The sequence below is a fragment of the Nocardia sp. NBC_01327 genome (genome assembly GCF_035958815.1).
GTDB lineage: Bacteria > Actinomycetota > Actinomycetes > Mycobacteriales > Mycobacteriaceae > Nocardia.
In genome coordinates, this window is the sequence record NZ_CP108383.1 from 8,448,225 (window position 1) to 8,465,501 (window position 17,277).

Genomic DNA, 17,277 nt, shown 5'->3' on the forward strand with positions numbered 1-17,277 from the left:
GTCACCCCTGAAGCCAGGAAGGCATCCCCTTGGTGAAAAGCGTTCTCTCTGAACGTAAGACGTTTCACCCTTCGGAACTCGAACGACGCGAACTCCCGGCCTCCGCCGGACAGGCGGTACGCGCGCTAGCTGATGAGATCGCCATCACACTGGGCCCTAGCCCGGCGATAGCCACCACGCTCACCGACCCGGACCTGCTGCACCACATCGACGCCCGCTACCTGGAACTCCCCGAGGCCGTGCACCAGGCCATGCGCCCGCCCGCCACCGATGCGGGCGTCACAGTTGTCGGCCGGCTACCACTGCGCGACGACGAACTCGGGCACACGCCCCTGGACTGGCGGCAGGCCGCGGCCTGGGCCGGAGACGCCGGGCGCCGGTCCTCCTCCTACGCTCTCGACATCACCATGCTGCTGCTGGCGCGCTGCGCGGGTGAACCCTTCGGCTGGCAGGGGCAGCAGGGCGGACGGCTGGTCAACAACATCGTGCCCTCCCCCGGACACGAGCACGAGCAGTCCGGCGCGAGCAGTACCGCGCTGCTGAGCCCGCACTCCGAGGACGCCTTCCATCCGCGGCGCGCCAATCTGCTGATGCTCGGCTGCCTGCGCAATCCGGATGATGTCGGCACCACCGTCTCCTCGGTGCGGCGGGTGGAACTGGATGCGGCACAACGGGAACGGCTCAGCCGGCGCGAGCTGCCCATCCTGCCGGACGTCTCCTACGGCGCCGACTTCCCGGACGAGCCCGCGCCCCCCATCGCCACCCTCGGCGACGAGGACGGACGGCTGACGCTGCGCTTCGATCCCGCGTACACGCCGCTCGGCGATGCCGATCCCGAATTCCGTTCCGCCTACGACCATTTGGCGGCGGAACTCGAAAGGGTTTGCATCACCGCCGCTTTGGCCCCCGGAGAACTGCTGCTGGTGGACAATGACGTTGTGGTGCACGGCCGGGTGCCGTTCACCCCCCGCTACAACGGCACCGACCGCTGGCTCAAGCGCGTGAACATCCGGCTGCCGCAGCGTCGCCGCGCTGCGGCCGAGACCGCCGAGAGCGGCTACGGCCAGCGGGTGGTGGCGCCATTCCGGACGATCCGAGGTAACCGCAGGTGAATACCCGACCGACCCCGCTGCGTGTACTCAGTCGCAGCGATCTCGCGGATGTGCCGATCAGTCCCGCCGAGGTGGTGCGCGCCGTCGAGGACGCGTATCTCGCCTTCGCGGCGGGAGATTCGGATAATCCGCGCAAGCTCAGCGTCGCTCATCCGGACGGCTGGTCCGTGGCCTACGCCATGCTCGGCCGGGACGGTCGCCGCCGGGTGGTCGCCATGAAGACCTCGTACAAGTTCGATCCGCACCACGACCGCAGCACCAAGCGGTACTACACCACCATCACGCTCTACGACGATGCCACCGGTATGCCACTGGCCATGATGGATTGCGCGCGCGTCGGTGCGCTGCGCACGCCGGCGGTATCGGCGCTGCTGGTGCGCGAGACGGCCCGGCCCGGGGCGCGCAGTGTGCTGCTCATCGGCACCGGAACCCAGGGGCGGAATGCGCTGCCGCATCTGCTGGCCGCCAATCCGCAGCTGAATCGGCTGATGCTGTACGGCACCCATCCCGAGGGGCTGGAATCGGTGTATCAGCAACTGCGGCAACATCATCCACAGGCCGAGCTGGAGCTGGTCAGCGATCCGCACGCCGCCGCCCGCACCGCCGATGTCGTGCTGGCGACCGCCGGGCCCGGTACACAGGTCAGCATCGAGGCCAAGGATCTCGCACCCGGCGCGACCGTGGTGCTCGTCGGTTACGGCCTGGCGCCGTCCACACTCACCGAGGCGGATCGCGTCATCGCCACCAGCGCTGAGCAGATGACGCTGACGGGCACCGATATGGCGGGCCCGGACGGGCGGCTGCGACACGTCGACGCCGAGCTACCGCAGATCCTCAATCACCGCGCCGTCGGCCGAAGAACCGACGACGAGCGCATTTTCGTCTACAACAGCGGTCTGGTGCTCACCGATATCGCGGTCGCGCACGCCCTGGCCACCCGCGCCATTGCCGAAGGCCGTGGAACGGAGGTGCCGCTGTGGGACTGACCGGCCTGCAGCCCGGCCTCTCCACCATCACGGCGGCGCCCATGCCCGCCTATCGCGACGATTGGGAACAGCGTTTGCTGGCGCACCCGACACTGCTGCGCGATATAGCGGAAAGTGTCGGCGGACCGTTCCACCTCATGTATCCGGCCCGGGTCGCCGCGAATATCGCGGCCTTTCAACAGGTATTCGCCGGCAAAGGCGTGGTGGGCGCCATCTACTACGGCAAGAAGGCCAATAAGTCGCCCGCCGTGGTGCGAGTCTGCGCGGAAAACGGTGCGGGCGTGGATGTCTCCAGTGCGGGGGAATTCCGTGCGGCGCTGGCCGGTGGCGTACTCGGTCGCGATCTCATGGTCACGGGCCCGGCGAAATCGACGGAATTGCTGGTATTGGCCGTGCGGCATCGCGCCCTGGTCGCCATCGACGATCTCGACGAACTCGCCCGGCTGAGCGCCCTCGGCAGTGGTGATAGCGCCCGCGGCGGTGCCCATGCGGGCGCCCGCGCGCTGTTGCGGGTGCTGCCGCCCGGGTCCGCCAGTCGCTTCGGCATGACCGGCGACGAACTCGATCTGGCACTGACCCTGATCGATGCCGACTCGATTCGCCTGGAGGGCTTCAGCTTTCATCTCCGCGGCTACGAGGTCGCCGATCGCGCCGCACTCGCCTCGATGCTGATCACCCGCTGCCGGGAGGCCCGCGGCCTGGGCCACCCCGTCACCACGCTGTCCATCGGCGGCGGTTTCGGCGTGGACTATGTGCCCGCCGCCGCATGGGATGCCTTCCGGGACGGGGTGAATCCGTACTGGTTCCACAGTGATCGTGCACCGCAGTCGGATTCGTACTACCCGTATCACTGCCCGGTGCCGGGTCCGGAAATGCTGGCGGCCATTCTCGATTACGAAGATCTCGGAGATCGGCTGCGCGCGGCCGGAATTCGAATCGCGATCGAGCCCGGCCGGGCGCTGCTGGACCGCGCCGGAAGCACCGTCTTCCAGGTGCAGGGCACGAAAACCCGTACGGCGCACGGTCACCCGTACCACGTCCTGACCGTGAACGGCACCAGCCTCAGCCTCTCCGAGCAGTGGTTCGACAGCGAATACCTGCCGGATCCGGTGCTGTGGCCGCAGCTCCCGGGCAGCGTGAGTCCGACCTGCGTCGGCGGCTCCTCCTGCCTGGAGGAGGACATGCTCAGCTGGCGGCGCATTCCGCTCCCCCGGCCCGCAGCAACGGACGATCTGCTCATTTACCCCAATACGGCCGGTTATCAGATGGACAGCAATGAATCGGCCTTTCACGATCAGCCGATTCCCCCTAAAGTCGTCTTGCATAACGACACCGGGGAACGGAATTTCGAATGGGAGCTCGACTCCCCGACCTGAATAAGCAGTGCTTTTCGGACATCGCTCAGCCGACCCGGAATCGGGTGGACTAATGTTGCGCTGAGCTTCGATCGACTGCGTTGAACAGCACCTATCCGCATAACACCGATCGCGAGGAGATACTTTCATGCCGGTTGTCACGACGCGCGTGACAGACCTTATCGGCCGCACCCCACTCTTCGAGCTGGCGGCCACGGACACCGGCACCCGGCTGTTCCTGAAGCTCGAGAACATGAACCCCACCGGTGCCGCGAAAATCCGAATGGCCAAGGCCATGATCGACGATGCGGAAGCGCGCGGATTGCTGCGCCCCGGTGGGCACATCATCGAATCCACCTCCGGGAATACGGGTCTGGGGCTGGCGGTTATCGCCGCCGAACGCGGGTACAGCTTCACCGCGGTGGTGGACCATCACGCCTGCCGCGACAAACTTCGCACAATGAAGGCCATGGGCACGGAACTGATTTTCGTCTCCGGGGGCGATGACGACAGCCTCTCCACCTCGGCGCGGGAGGATCTCGCCGAGCAAATGGCGCTGGACGAATGCGCGGCGGCCTTGCGGGCGGGGCGCGAGCCCAACACCTACTTCACCGAGCAGCACAACAACGATGCCAATCCGCTCGGGTACTACGTGCTCGCCGATGAATTGCTCGCCGATCTCGGACGGGTGGATGCGCTGATTTCCGCTGTCGGGACCGGTGGTTCGCTGTTCGGAACGGCGCGCCGGCTGCGGGATCTGGGGCTGGAGCCACTGCTGTACGGGGTCGAGCCGGTGGGCTCGATCGCCTTCGGCGGACAGGCCGGGCCGTACTGGCAGTCGGGGACCGGGACGCCGGAGGGCGCCGATCCGGGCAAGACCGTTGCCGAGGATCTGAGCATGCTGAAGGAGGGGGTGAAGGTCTCCGATGTGGAGGCGTTCGCCGCCACCCGGGTGCTGGCGACCAAGCTCGGGCTCATGATCGGCGGTTCGGCGGGCGGTTCGATCTACGCCGCGCTGGATCGGATGGACGAATTTCCGGCCGGGTCCACGGTGGTCAGCATTGTGGGCGACGGCGGGGAGAAGTATCTCGACACCGTCTTCGACGACTTCTGGATGAGCGAGCGGAATCTGCTCGATCCGGCCACCGAGGTCAAGGTCGCCGAGATGCTGGATCGCTACGCGCCGGCGCGCGGCTACCGGGCCGGGGCCGCCACGCCGCCCGCCGAGGTGACGCACACGATTCTGATGCCGGAGCAGGCCGAGGCGTTCGCGGGCGGGGCCACGGCCAAATGATTTACGGCCCTCGGCAATCCGATGGGAGGCAGCTGACATCGCTGGCCATGCCCATCGCCTTGACGCAGCTCGCCCAGGTCGCGGTATCGACCACGAATATCGCGCTCATGGGGACGCTCGGGGTGCGGCAGGTGGCGGCGGGCGGCCTGGCGCTGGTGCTGTTCAACCAGATTCGCACCATGTGCGTCGGATTGATCACCGGCACCGGCAATCAGGTCGCCACCGTGGTGAGTCATGCGGGCAAGCGCACCGGGGGCAGGGCCGCGGCCGCGGACGAGGTCCGGGAGGTGGTGCGGTCCAGCTTCCTGATCGCGACCATTGCCGGAATCCTCGGCGGCGCACTGCTGATCGGGCTCGGCTGGGCATTGCGCTGGCTCGGTCAGGACGCCTCGGTGCTGGCCGAGGCGCGACCCATGATGGTCGCGCTCGCACCGGGGTTGTTGCCCTGCCTGTGGTTTCAGGTGCTGCGGCAGTACACCGTCGGCATGCAGCGGCCGCAGGCCCTGCTGATGGTGACGCTCGGATCGGTGGCGCTGAATGTGGCGCTGGCACTGGCCTTCATGCACGGCTGGGCGTTCCTGCCGAATCTCGGACTGACCGGTGTCGGCGTCGCCACCTCACTGGTCTTCCTGATCACCTTCGGGGTGTTCTGGACCATGGTGCACCGGGATCCGAAACTCGGCGCCACGCTGCCGGTGCGCATGTGGCCGGTGCAGTGGGCGACGGTGCGGGACGAACTGCGGCTGGGTACGCCCATCGCGCTCACCTACGGTTCCGAGGCGGGCATGTTCTCGGTGCTGGCGCTGGTGATGGGCAGCCTCGGCGCGGCGGCGCTGGCGGCACACAATGTCGTCTACCAAATCGTCTACATCGTGTTCCAGGTGGCGATCGGGTTGTCGCACGGTGCTTCGATTCTGGTGAGCAAGGCCGTGGCACGCGACGAATTCGGGCATGCGCGCTCGGTGGCGTGGCTGGCGCTGCGCTATGCCGCGGTGGTCGCGGCGCTCACCGGAATCGTCTATGTGGCAGCACCGGACTGGGTGCTGTGGCCGTTCCTGGACGACACCGATGCCGCGACCGTCTCGCTGGCGCACGGGCTGCTGCTCATCGCCATCGTTTTGCAGTTCTTCGATGCCGCGCAGAACATCGGCGTGGGCCTGCTGCGCGGCCTCAAAGACACCCGGGCAGGTTTCCGGCTGTCGCTGGTGGGGTATTGGATTGTGGGATTGCCCACGGCATTGCTGCTCGCCTTCCCCTTGCATCTGGGCGCGGCGGGCGTGTGGTGGGGCCTGACCGCCGGTCTGGCCACCACAGCTGCTCTGATGCTGCGCCGGTACTTCACGCTGCTCCACGCGCGTGAGCAGGAGCATCCCCGAGTGCTGGCCGGTAGCCTCGGACACTGAGTTGACACATAAACCTCACCTCCCCGCAAGCATGCCGTCATTGACCGTGGGCACTCTGAAGTAAAAGGCTTCGCTATTCTGGCGGACGGAATCAGCAAGCTGAGGGCACACACCATCCGGGGAGGATGTCCGTGTACATCGCGAGAGTCGCTGAGCACCCGAGGGCAGACCATGTTCTGTTCCATTTCAGTGACACCCACCTGATCGCCGCCGACGCCGATCTCTACGGGGACGTCGACGCGGAAGCACGGCTACGCCAACTCCTCGACGAGGCCGAGGCCAGCCGCATCACCCCCACCGCCATCGTCTTCACCGGCGACCTCACCGATCAGGGTGAGGCCGGCGCCTACCGCAAGCTGCGCGCGCTGGCCGAACCCTGGGCCGCGCGCATCGGCGCACCGCTGATCTGGGTGGCCGGCAATCACGACAGCCGGGCCGTACTGCGCGAAGAACTGCTGGATGAAAAGGGTTCTGCCGCACCGCTTGACGCTGTGCACATGTTCGACGGGCTGCGCATCATCGCCCTCGACACCACCGTGCCCGGCCACCACTACGGCGAGATCACCGATGCGCAGCTGCAGTGGCTGCGCGACGTGCTGGCCGAGCCGGCGCCCTTCGGCACCATCCTGGCCATGCACCACCCGCCCATCCCCTGTGTGATGGATCTGGCGGTGACGGTGGAGCTGCGCGATCAGCGCCGCCTCGCCGATGTGCTGGACGGCACCGATGTGCGCACCATTCTGGCTGGGCACCTGCACTTCTCGACCAGTGCGACCTTCGCTGGGATTCCGGTGTCGGTGGCCTCGGCCACCTGCTACAGCCAGGATCTGGCAGTGCAGCAGGGCGGGCAGCGGGGCCGCGACGGGGCGCAGGCGTTCAACTACGTGCACGTCTACCCGGACACCGTGGTGCACTCGGTGGTACCGCTGGGCGCCGGGCCCACGGTCGGCGAACCGGCGACCCCGGAGCAGGCGGCCGCGCGACTCGCCGAGGCCGGGATCGTGATTCCGGAGGCCGCCCGCATCCCGCACGTCATGCGGCGGCGCGACAGTGCGACCGAGTCCGACGGGGTGCTCTGAGTCAGACGGGGTGCTCCGAGGGCGGTCGGTTCAGGTCGGTTCAGGCAGCGCCGGATTCGAACGCGGCAATGGTGTCCGTGATCGCTTCGGGCTTCTCCCAGGGCGCCGCTTCCGGGAAGTAGGTGTCCAGGAACTCCGATACCGCGCGCACCCGCTCCGTCTCCGGGACCTCCGGGAAACTGCCGTCATTGAGGCAGAAGAAGTCCACATTGCGGCGCTTGGCCAAACCGTCGAGCAGTGCGAGGCCGGTGTACATGGTGGTGTCCACGTAGCGGACCTTCGCCGCCTCCTGTGCGACGGCGCGCCCGGTGAGCAGCGCGTAGTAGTGGTAGAGCGAATTGGTCACCGAGATATCGGTGGCCGCGCGGAAGCGGCTGGTGCGGGTGCGGGCGAAATCCTCCGGGAAGGCCTGCTCTATCTCGTGAAGCACACTGCGGCGCAGCGGAACCGGGGTGTGCTCCAGGTGCCGGGTGATGATGTGACCGAAGCGCCTGGTCAGCAATTGCCGGTTCATTCGGGCGGCGTTCTCGAAACCGCTGCGGCGTTCATTGTTGGCGCCGGGGCCGATTCGGGTGCCCGCCTCGATATAGCGGCTGATCCCGGCCGGGGTGAAGAACATGGACGGGCGCACCGGGCGCGCGAAGAACATGTCGTCATTGGAGTACAGGAAGTGCTCCGAGAGACCCTCGATGTGCTGCAGCTGGCTTTCCACCGCATGCGAATTGAACACCGGCAGGCCGCTGGCATCGGCGAAGTGGTCGATCGCCCGCACGACGGTCACCTGCGGATCGTCGGCCAGCCAGTCCGGCACTCTGGAATCGGTGGCGATGAAGATGCGTCTGATCCACGGCGCGTTCTTGTGCACCGAGCGCAGTGCGTAGCGCAGTTCGTCGATCTGGCGGATGCGGGCATCGGCCTCGTCGCCCTCGCCGACCACCACCTGCGCCAGCATTCCCGCACGGCGAGCGCGGAATTCGGGATCGGTGCCGTCCACCCAGGAGAAGACGATATCGATGTCGAAGCCGACATCGGTGGAGTGCGGGGTGAACATGCCCTCGAGCGTCGGCCAGCTGGTGTCGTAGAGCAGCACGGTGGAGAACTCCACATCGGCAAGGTCGAACACATTGCGGGTCAAGGCATTCGGACGCGGGCACTCCACGGTGTCGCCGTGGTACTCCCACAGTTCGACATCCACGTGATGGGCGGTGTCCAGGTCCCGGCCGAGCCGGAAGACATTGTGTTGCTTCTCATTGAACTTGAATCCGGACACCATGGCGGCGCCGAGTACGCGCCGCAGCGCCGCCCGGTACTGGGTGTCGACCGCCAGGACCAGGCGGTGATCGGAGTCACGCACCAGCAGGTACGGGACTTCCGCCACTGTCAGTTCGCCACGCAGATAGCGCAGATCGTCGATCACCGCGTGGGACGCCACGAGGTTCGCCACCGTCGCGCCTCCGACCGTTGCCACCATGTCCGACTGCTGCTGCCCCGACCCGAAATCCACCATCACCGTCTCCGCTCTCTTCGTGCTCGCACCTCACACTGACTTTCACAACACGGCGACCCAACGCGTCTACGCGGCGCGCTGCCGACCTGACCTGCAGGTATCGGCGCGTGCCGCGAAAACTGTTGGGCGCATTCAGAAGAACGGGGCGGACAGCAGAATGCGCGGGATGCTCCACGGTCGTCTCGGGTACGGCCGGAACCCCATACGCACTCACCTCACTCGCTCGCCGGGACGCCTGAGCGTCATGTTTGACGCCTGGTGCGTCACGTTTTTCGATGCTGCTGCGTTCGTCGACGCCGAGGGGCGGACGGACTTCACCGGGCGTACATTGGCCGGTTACTCGCATGACCCCGAATGAACGGGGGACTGTAACGAATGATGCAACCGTTATCGCTTCTCGTCAATCCATTACCTCGCAGGTCCATAGGTGTTTTCACACCTGTAACCGACGAGCATCACGAGCCGGGCGCCGCGGACGCCCGTCACGGACGCCAGCGCACCAGGGGGGCAACGGCATACACTTGCGGGCAACACAGTCCAGCCCGCTGTGTTGGTACCCGATCGTGAGGTGACGCAGATGGTAGCCGAAGCGCGGGAACGTCAGGAGCCCTCGACGGAAGGCCCGGAGACGGAACACCCCGAACTGAGCGTACTGCCGGAGTGGCCGCTGGACACCATCGCGGTGTTGGTGACCACAGATCCCACCCCGCACGCCATCCCGGTCTCGTGGCCGGTGCGTGCCGGAGATCGGCGGATTCTGCTCAGCCTCAAATCCGATCGCGGCTCGCTGGCGCGGCTGCGCGAGCGCCCCGATGTGGCGCTGCTGATCCTCGGCGGCGGCAATGTGGCGCTGTGCGCGCGGGGTCGCGCGCAGATTCTGGCCGATCCCATGCCCGGCGCCGACGACTACACGGCGGTGGCGATCGAGGTCGAGGTGATCGATGATCATCGGCAGTCGGCGTTCGCGGTGCTGTCGGGGATCCAGCGCAATGTGCTCGATCCCACGGAACTGCGGTATCTGGAGAAGCGGGTCGCGACGCTGAAATCGATGGCGGCCGAACGCAACTGAGCACCGTCCCCGTACGACGCATTCGGACATTTCAGACACGGTTTCGGTGGGTGCTCCCCGGCGCCGAAATGAATGCCCGCAGCCGGTCTCGACTTCGACCATAATCGGGAAGGGATGCGGTGTGGATGCACCGCGGGGAAGGAGAGATGTGAGCGTCAGTCTGGCCAAGGGCGGAAATGTATCGCTGTCCAAGCAGGCCCCGAACTTGACCAAGGTCGCCGTATGCCTCGGTTGGGACGTCCGGACCACCACGGGTGCGGACTACGACCTGGATGCGAGCGCCATGGCCACGGGGCCGAATCAGCGGGTGCTGTCGGATGCGCACTTCGTGTTCTACAACAACCTGCGTTCGCCGGAAGGCACCATCGAGCACACCGGTGACAACCTCACCGGCGCCGGCGACGGTGATGACGAGGTGATCAATGTCGACCTGGCAGCCATGCCCCCGACGATCACCAATATCTTCTTCCCGGTATCGATTCACGAGGCAGACATCCGCCGCCAGTCCTTCGGACAGGTGCGCAATGCCTACATTCGCGTGGTGGACGCGGTCACCAGCGCCGAGCTGGCCCGCTTCGACCTCACCGAGGACGCCTCCACCGAAACCGCCATGGTCTTCGGCGAGCTCTACCGCAACGGCGCCGAATGGAAATTCCGCGCCATCGGCCAGGGCTACGCCTCCGGCCTCGCCGGCATCGCCCGCGACTACGGCGTCAACGTGTAGGACGCAATCACCTCATGTCCTGATGTCCTCAGTTTAGAGACACTCCGTAGAAATGTGTCCTAAGATTGAAGACATCAGGACAGGAGGACGCGCGTGCTCTACTCCACGCCCGAGCTCGACGACACCGACACCGCGGTGCTGGCCGGCATCTACCGCCGCCGCGATGCCATCGCGTCCGAAATGCGCGTCCCCAAGCGCTGGCCGGGTCTGTTGCGACGCAATCTCATGGCCAGAGCCATTCGAGGGTCGAACAGCATCGAGGGCTATGTGGTCGAGACCGACGATGCCGCCGCGGCCGTGGACTACGAAGAGGCGCTCACCGCCGATGAACGGACCTTTGCCGAGATTCGAGGCTATCGGCAGGCCCTCGGCTACGTCCTGACGATGGCCCAGGACGCCGCAACGATCGACGAATCAACGCTCAAGGCACTGCATTTCATGATGCTCGGGCACGAGTTGACCAAGAACCCCGGTCAGTACCGCACCGGTCCGATCTATGTGCGCGACGACCACAGCGGCGACACCGTGTACGAGGGTCCGGGGTCGGCCATGATTCCGGCATTGATGGCGGAACTCGTGGCAGCGCTGGCCTCGGATGCCGATCCCATTGTCGCCGGGGCGATGGCACATCTGAATCTGGTCATGATTCATCCGTTCCGCGACGGCAACGGTCGAATGGCTCGCGCCCTGCAGACGCTCACGGTATCGCGCGGAGGTCTTGCGGAGCCGACCTTCTGCAGCATCGAAGAGTGGCTCGGAGTGAACACCGACGACTATTACCGGGTGCTGGCCCGCACCGGCGCGGGCACCTGGAGCCCGCGCCGGGATGCGCGGCTGTGGATGAAGTTCAACCTGCGGGCTCACGACATCCAGGCCCAAACCGTCGAGGGACGCCTGCGCCGCACGGCGCAGGCCTGGTCACGCCTGGATGATCTGGTTGCGGCACAGCGACTTCCGGACCGGGCCACCGATATCCTCTACGACGCCCTCATCGGATTCCGGATCCGGCGGCACGGCTATCTGACCCGCGCCGGCATCGACGAACGGACAGCGTCCCGAGACCTCAAGGCGCTCACCGATATCGGGCTACTGTCCGCGCGCGGTGAAACCCGCGCCCGGCACTACGTCGCCGGCAACCAGCTGCTCGACCTCAAAATGCATCTGCGCGAGGACGTCCCGCGAACCATCGTCGACCCGTACCCGCGCCTGCGCGCGGAACTCTTGGAACCCTGAGTCCGGCCGAATCAGTTCAGTTGGCGGATTTTGGCGGCTATGCGGTCGGTGATTACGGCTGAGGTGCGGGCGTCGGCGTAGGCGCAGCTGGAGACTTCGATGATGGCGTTGCCCTGGGTGCGCATGGTGTCGGAGCAGACCCAGGTGCTGCCGCTGGAGGAGACGGTCCAGTCGGCGGAGACGGCGGTGGGGTCGCTGTTGTGGGTTACGGCGTTGACGTGCAGGACGCTGGCTTTGTCCTTGGTGGCGTCTTTGGGGGTGTTGGTGACGTCCTGGTCTTTGCACTGGGCGAGCACGCCCTGGTACTGGTGCACGAGGGATTCGGCGACGAGGAAGTTCTTGAAGGTGGCCACCGTCTCGTAGATGGCGTGCTGATAGTTGTCGCCCGCCTCCTGCAGCGAACGCAGGCGGAAGCCGTTCCACTTGTCGCCGTAGGTGTCCGAATCGGCGGTGTACATCATGGGTGCGCACTGGGTCGGCGCATAGGTGAAGTTCGGGGCGGTCGGCACCGTGTTCTCGAACTTCTGGGTGAGGGTGGTGGAGGCGACGATCTTGCCGACCTCATCGGTGGTCAGCAGTACATCGGAGATCTTGTCGGGTGTCAGCCGCGGCATCTTGGCCACCACCGGATCCGGCGCGGGCACACCGCTGACCACTCGGCCACAGCCCGCGACCGCGAAAAGCACGGTCAAGCATATGGCGACAGTTCGCCCCCGCATTGGCCCTCCTCTGAACCCGAAACAGCAGAAGCATAACGGGCAGAGGCGGGGTACCGCCCGGCGTCGGTGCTGCGATCGGGTCACGACCACCGTGCCGGGACCCCTCGGTCAGTCGCCGGGCCAGTACCGCAGCCACTCCCCCGGCGCGAGCGCGCGACGTTCACCACGCTCGGATTCGGCGGTGTCCTCGGCGGTCCGGATGGCGGCGGCGAAGGCGAGGGTGGCTTTGCGCAGGCGCTCCTCGGCACTGTCGGCGCCGCCGAGGTGGATCACCCGCAGGTCCTGCGGGATCAGTTCATCGGGCAGTCCGGCCTTGGCGCTGCGCGAGCGCACCTTCTCGGCCAGGGCCAGGGCGGGCTGTGCCATGGCAATGCCGTCCAGGCAGGAGGGGCGGGACTTCTCGGCGGTCTTGCGCTCCTCCCAGGCGGCTTCCTGGGCGGCGATCTTGTCGGCGAGCGCGGCGGCGGGGTCGATGCCGTTGTCGATCAGGTGCGGGCTGCGGTGGGTCAGCTTGGCGACCAGGGCGGCGGCCACCTCGGCGACGGTGAATTCGCCTGCGGCCTCGGCGATTCGGGAGTGGAAGAGCACCTGCAGCAGGAGATCGCCGAGCTCCTCCCGAATGGTTTCGGCATCACCGGCCTGGATGGCGTCGAGCAGCTCGTAGGTCTCCTCGAGCAGATACGGGCGCAGCGAATCATGCGTCTGGGTGACCTCCCAGCCGCCGAAATTCCACAGCCGATCCATGACATCGACGGCCTCACCCAGCGCCTCGGTCATGCGCGCGGTATCGGCCGCCACATCGCGCCCGGTACCGCCCGCCGCCTCGGTCGTGTGCGCGGTATCGACCACCACATCGCGCCCGGCACTGCCGGCCGCCTCGGTCATGCGCGCGGTATCGGCCGCCACATCACGCCCGGTACCGCCCGCCACCTCGGCCGAGCGCGCAGTGGTACCCGCCGCCTCGGTCGAGCTTGCTGTATTACCCACCACTTCGGCCGAGCGCCCGGTGTCGGCGATGGCATTCCGCTCGCCCGCGGCCGGAGCTACGCCGCGCCCCGGATCTGCCACGCCATGGACCCCGGTCCCGCCCGAGGCCGGGCCGTGCGCGCTGATGTGGGGCCCGCTCATCGGGCGGCGGCCGCCTGTGGTGCGGGCCGCACATCCACTGCGCCGGGGGCTTTTCCGTCGAGGGCCAGGAGTAGATCGGCGACGAACTGCAGCACTTCGATATCGCGCACGCGGGCCGCGCCGACGCTGTCTTCGACGCGCGGTAGCGGCAGCTGCACGATGCCGGTGGCGGGGCGGTAGGTGGCGTTCGGGTACAGACGCTTGAGGCGCAACTGCTTCGAATCGGGCAGTTGCAGCGGCGCCACCTTGAGTGTGGTTCCGGTGACCGCGATTTCGGCGATCTTGTACTCGCGCGCCAGCAGGCGCAGCTTGGCGACCGATACCAGGCGCAGCACCTCCACCGGCAGCGGGCCGTACCGGTCGACCAGCTCCTCGACCACCGCGGCCAGACCCGAATCATCCTGGGCGGCAGCCAGTTTGCGGTAACCCTCCAGCCGGAGTCGATCGGAGGCGATGTAGTCCGGCGGAATGTGCGCGTCCACCGGGAGATCGATGCGGACCTCGCGCACCTCCTCGTCCACGGTGATGGGCCGGCCGTCCGCGGCGGCGCGGTACGCCTCCACCGCCTCGCCGACCAGACGCACGTACAGATCGAACCCGACGCCCGCGACATGCCCGGACTGCTCCGCGCCGAGCACATTGCCCGCACCGCGAATCTCCAGGTCCTTCATGGCCACCGCCATACCCGCACCCAGATCCGAGTTCTGCGAAATGGTGGCCAGGCGGTCGTAGGCCGTCTCGGTGAGCGGCTTCTCCGGCGGGTACAGGAAGTAGGCGTACCCGCGCTCGCGACTGCGGCCGACCCGGCCACGCAGCTGGTGCAGCTGCGAAAGACCCAGGGCGTCAGCACGTTCCACGATCAGCGTATTGGCATTGGAGATATCGAGGCCGGTTTCGATAATGGTGGTGGAAACCAGCACATCGTATTCGCGCTCCCAGAAGCCCTGCACGGTCTTCTCGAGCACATCCTCGTTCATCTGGCCGTGTGCGATGGCGACCCGCGCCTCCGGCACCAGATCGCGAATCCGCTTGGCGGACTTCTCGATCGAGGACACCCGGTTGTGCACGTAGAACACCTGGCCGTCGCGCAGCAGCTCCCGGCGGATGGCGGCGGCGACCTGCTTGTCGTTGTACGAACCGACATAGGTGAGCACCGGATGCCGCTCCTCCGGCGGGGTGAGAATGGTCGACATCTCACGAATGCCGGCCAGGCTCATCTCCAGGGTGCGCGGAATCGGGGTGGCGGACATGGTGAGCATGTCCACGTGCGTGCGCAGCGCCTTGATGTGCTCCTTGTGCTCGACGCCGAACCGCTGCTCCTCGTCGATAATGGTGAGGCCCAGGTCTTTCCAGCGAATGCCGGTCTGCAGCAGGCGGTGCGTGCCGATGACGATATCCACCTCGCCGGTGGTCATGCCCTCCATGGTTTCCCGCGATTCGCCCGGATCGGTGAAGCGGGACAGACCCTTCACGGTGACCGGGAAGCCGGCGAGCCGCTCGGTGAAGGTCTGCAGATGCTGTTGTGCCAGTAGCGTTGTCGGCACCAGCACCGCGACCTGCTTACCGTCCTGCACCGCCTTGAACGCGGCGCGCACCGCGATCTCGGTCTTGCCGTAGCCGACATCACCGCAGATGACGCGGTCCATCGGGACCGCCTTCTCCATATCGGACTTCACCTCGGCAATGGCGGTGAGCTGATCGATGGTCTCGGTGAAGGCGAAGGCGTCCTCCATCTCCACCTGCCACGGTGTGTCCGGGCCGAAGGCGTGACCGGGCGCGGCCTGCCGGGCGGCATAGAGCTGCACCAGCTCGGTGGCGATCTCGCGAACTGCCTTGCGCGCCTTGCGTTTGGTGTTCTGCCAGTCGGAACCGCCGAGCTTGGACAGGCTCGGCAGCTCGCCGCCCACATACCGGGAGAGCTGATCGAGCGAATCCATGGGCACGAAGAGGCGGTCGCCGGGCTGCCCGCGCTTACTGGGCGCGTATTCGATGACCAGGTACTCGCGCCGGGCGCCGCCGATGGTGCGCTCGATCATCTCCACGAACCGGCCGATGCCGTGCTGATCGTGCACGACCATGTCACCGGCGCGCAGCGCCAGCGGATCGACCTGGTTGCGGCGCCGGGCCGCCATCTTCTTGCCGTCGCCGGCGGTGACGCGGTTACCGGTGAGATCGGATTCGGCGATCACCACCAGTTTCGCGTCGTCGAAGACAATGCCGTCGTGCAGTGACCCGCAGAGCACGCCGACCAGCCCGCGCACCGGTTCGGCGCCCGGTTCCAGGGTGGCGGCGGGCACCTCGGCATCGGCGAGACGTTCCAGAATGCGTTGCGCCGTACCGTGTCCCGCGACCACGATGACCGCGCGGCCACCGGTGGTGACATGCGCGCGCAGCGACGCGAAGATGGTGGCGACCAGCTCCTCGGAACCGCGGGCCGACGGCGCGGACAGCACCGGCAGCACGATCTCGTCCGGATGGTCGGCCACCAGCGGGCTCAGCGTCCACCAGGGCAGGCCGCGCTTGCGGGCATCGGCGTGCACCACATCCAGACCTCGATAGCCCGACGCCGCGAGATCGAGCCCGTGCGCGCCCAGCGGCGCGGCCCCGCCGAAGGAGGCCGCCGTCCAGGACGCCTCCAGGAACTCCTCACCGGTGCGCACCAGATCGGCGGCACGGGTGCGGACCTTCTCCGGATCACACAGCAGCACATGCGATCCCGCGGGCAGCAGCTCGGTGAGCAGCTGCAGCGAACCCGGTTGCAAGACCGGCAGCAGGGCCTCCATACCGTCCACCGGAATGCCTTCGGCGAGCTTCGCCAGCATTTCCAGCAGTGACGCGTCGGCCGGATTCTCCTCGGCCACCTCTACCGCCCGCGCGCGCAGCGCCGGGGTGAGCAGCAGTTCGCGGCAGGGCTGGGCCACCGCCAGTTCGATCGGCACCTCGTTGATCGAGCGCTGATCGGCGACCGAGAAGGCGCGCAGCTCGCTCACCTCATCGCCCCAGAACTCCACGCGCACCGGATGATCCGCGGTGGGCGGGAAGAGGTCGAGAATGCCGCCGCGCACCGCGAATTCGCCGCGCTTGCCGACCATATCGACCCGTTCGTAGGCGAATTCCACCAGCCGCTCGAGCAGTTCCTCGAACTCGAACTCGGCGCCGGCGCGCAGCACGATCGGCTCGATATCGCCGAGACCGCGCGCCATCGGCTGCATGAGCGAGCGCACCGTGGTCACCACCACCCGCAGCGGCTCCCCGTAGATCGGGTCCTCCGGATGCGCCAGCCGCCGCAGCACCTGCATGCGCTTGCCGACCGTATCCGCGCCGGGCGAGAGCCGCTCGTGCGGCAGCGTCTCCCAGGACGGGAACAGCGCGACACCCGGGCCCAGCATCTCGGTGAGTTCGGCGGCCAGATCGTCGGCCTCGCGACCGGTGGCCGTCACCACCACCAGCGGGCGCTGCCCGGCAATGGTCGCGGCCACGAACGGGCGCACCGCCGAGGGCGCCACCAGCATGGCCGAATCCCGCCCGATCAGCTTCTCGACCTGCTGTAGAGCTGTATCGGCACCGGCCACCGCGGCCAGTCCCGCTAGAGGTGGACGTTGGCTCGACATGAGGCGGACTCCTGGGCGCAGATCAGCGGTTCGGACAGCTCATCGAGTCTAATGGCC

General features: G+C 67.1%; 13 protein-coding genes. 9 read left to right on the top strand and 4 right to left on the bottom strand.

What is annotated here, in order from left to right; genetic code table 11:
- The first annotated feature begins 32 nt into the window (after nucleotides 1–32).
- From OG326_RS39000 to OG326_RS39025, 6 genes are all read left to right on the top strand, one after another.
- Nucleotides 33–1,112: a TauD/TfdA family dioxygenase gene (locus OG326_RS39000; RefSeq protein ID WP_327142112.1), complete on the top strand. Its 1,080-nt coding sequence runs from the start codon at nucleotides 33–35 to the stop codon at nucleotides 1,110–1,112.
- On the top strand, nucleotides 1,109–2,098 hold the full coding sequence (locus tag OG326_RS39005; RefSeq protein WP_327142113.1) for an ornithine cyclodeaminase family protein: 990 nt from the start codon (nucleotides 1,109–1,111) through the stop codon (nucleotides 2,096–2,098). Before OG326_RS39000 ends, OG326_RS39005 begins: the two co-directional genes overlap by 4 nt.
- Complete coding sequence (locus tag OG326_RS39010; RefSeq protein ID WP_327142114.1) at nucleotides 2,089–3,474, top strand: Y4yA family PLP-dependent enzyme; 1,386 nt, start codon at nucleotides 2,089–2,091, stop codon at nucleotides 3,472–3,474. Before OG326_RS39005 ends, OG326_RS39010 begins: the two co-directional genes overlap by 10 nt.
- 127 nt (nucleotides 3,475–3,601) lie before the next feature.
- Nucleotides 3,602–4,747, top strand: coding sequence for a PLP-dependent cysteine synthase family protein (locus tag OG326_RS39015; RefSeq protein ID WP_327142115.1), 1,146 nt, complete (start codon nucleotides 3,602–3,604; stop codon nucleotides 4,745–4,747).
- 47 nt (nucleotides 4,748–4,794) lie between these two features.
- A complete protein-coding gene (locus OG326_RS39020; RefSeq protein ID WP_327142116.1) occupies nucleotides 4,795–6,150 on the top strand; it encodes an MATE family efflux transporter in 1,356 nt (451 codons plus the stop codon).
- A gap of 131 nt (nucleotides 6,151–6,281) precedes the next feature.
- Nucleotides 6,282–7,229 (top strand): phosphodiesterase, encoded by a 948-nt coding sequence (locus OG326_RS39025; RefSeq protein WP_327142117.1) that lies wholly within the window; start codon nucleotides 6,282–6,284, stop codon nucleotides 7,227–7,229.
- Between the two features lie 40 nt (nucleotides 7,230–7,269).
- Here the strand turns inward: OG326_RS39025 and OG326_RS39030 are convergent, their stop codons facing one another.
- Nucleotides 7,270–8,700, bottom strand: a complete 1,431-nt coding sequence (locus OG326_RS39030; RefSeq protein ID WP_327146727.1) for a stealth family protein — start codon at nucleotides 8,698–8,700, stop codon at nucleotides 7,270–7,272.
- Nucleotides 8,701–9,313: 613 nt separating this feature from the next.
- Between OG326_RS39030 and OG326_RS39035 the strand changes: the two genes are divergently transcribed.
- The 3 genes from OG326_RS39035 (at nucleotide 9,314) to OG326_RS39045 (ending at nucleotide 11,762) form a co-directional block, all read left to right on the top strand.
- Nucleotides 9,314–9,805 carry a hypothetical protein gene (locus tag OG326_RS39035; RefSeq protein ID WP_327142118.1) on the top strand — a complete coding sequence of 164 codons (492 nt, stop codon included), beginning with the start codon at nucleotides 9,314–9,316 and terminating at the stop codon, nucleotides 9,803–9,805.
- Nucleotides 9,806–9,953: 148 nt separating this feature from the next.
- Complete coding sequence (locus tag OG326_RS39040; protein ID WP_297616081.1) at nucleotides 9,954–10,529, top strand: TerD family protein; 576 nt, start codon at nucleotides 9,954–9,956, stop codon at nucleotides 10,527–10,529.
- A gap of 93 nt (nucleotides 10,530–10,622) precedes the next feature.
- The gene (locus tag OG326_RS39045; protein ID WP_327142119.1) at nucleotides 10,623–11,762 is read left to right on the top strand and encodes a Fic family protein; all 1,140 of its coding nucleotides are present in this window, start codon (nucleotides 10,623–10,625) and stop codon (nucleotides 11,760–11,762) included.
- Between the two features lie 11 nt (nucleotides 11,763–11,773).
- Here OG326_RS39045 and OG326_RS39050 read toward each other — a convergent pair whose 3' ends face one another.
- The 3 genes from OG326_RS39050 to mfd all read right to left on the bottom strand — a co-directional run bounded on the left by OG326_RS39050 (nucleotide 11,774) and on the right by mfd (nucleotide 17,220).
- Complete coding sequence (locus tag OG326_RS39050; protein ID WP_327142120.1) at nucleotides 11,774–12,481, bottom strand: sensor domain-containing protein; 708 nt, start codon at nucleotides 12,479–12,481, stop codon at nucleotides 11,774–11,776.
- Nucleotides 12,482–12,589: 108 nt separating this feature from the next.
- On the bottom strand, nucleotides 12,590–13,258 hold the full coding sequence (locus tag OG326_RS39055; protein WP_327146728.1) for a MazG family protein: 669 nt from the start codon (nucleotides 13,256–13,258) through the stop codon (nucleotides 12,590–12,592).
- A 347-nt stretch (nucleotides 13,259–13,605) separates the two neighbouring features.
- Complete coding sequence (gene mfd, locus OG326_RS39060) at nucleotides 13,606–17,220, bottom strand: transcription-repair coupling factor (RefSeq protein ID WP_327142121.1); 3,615 nt, start codon at nucleotides 17,218–17,220, stop codon at nucleotides 13,606–13,608.
- Nucleotides 17,221–17,277 lie beyond the last annotated feature (57 nt).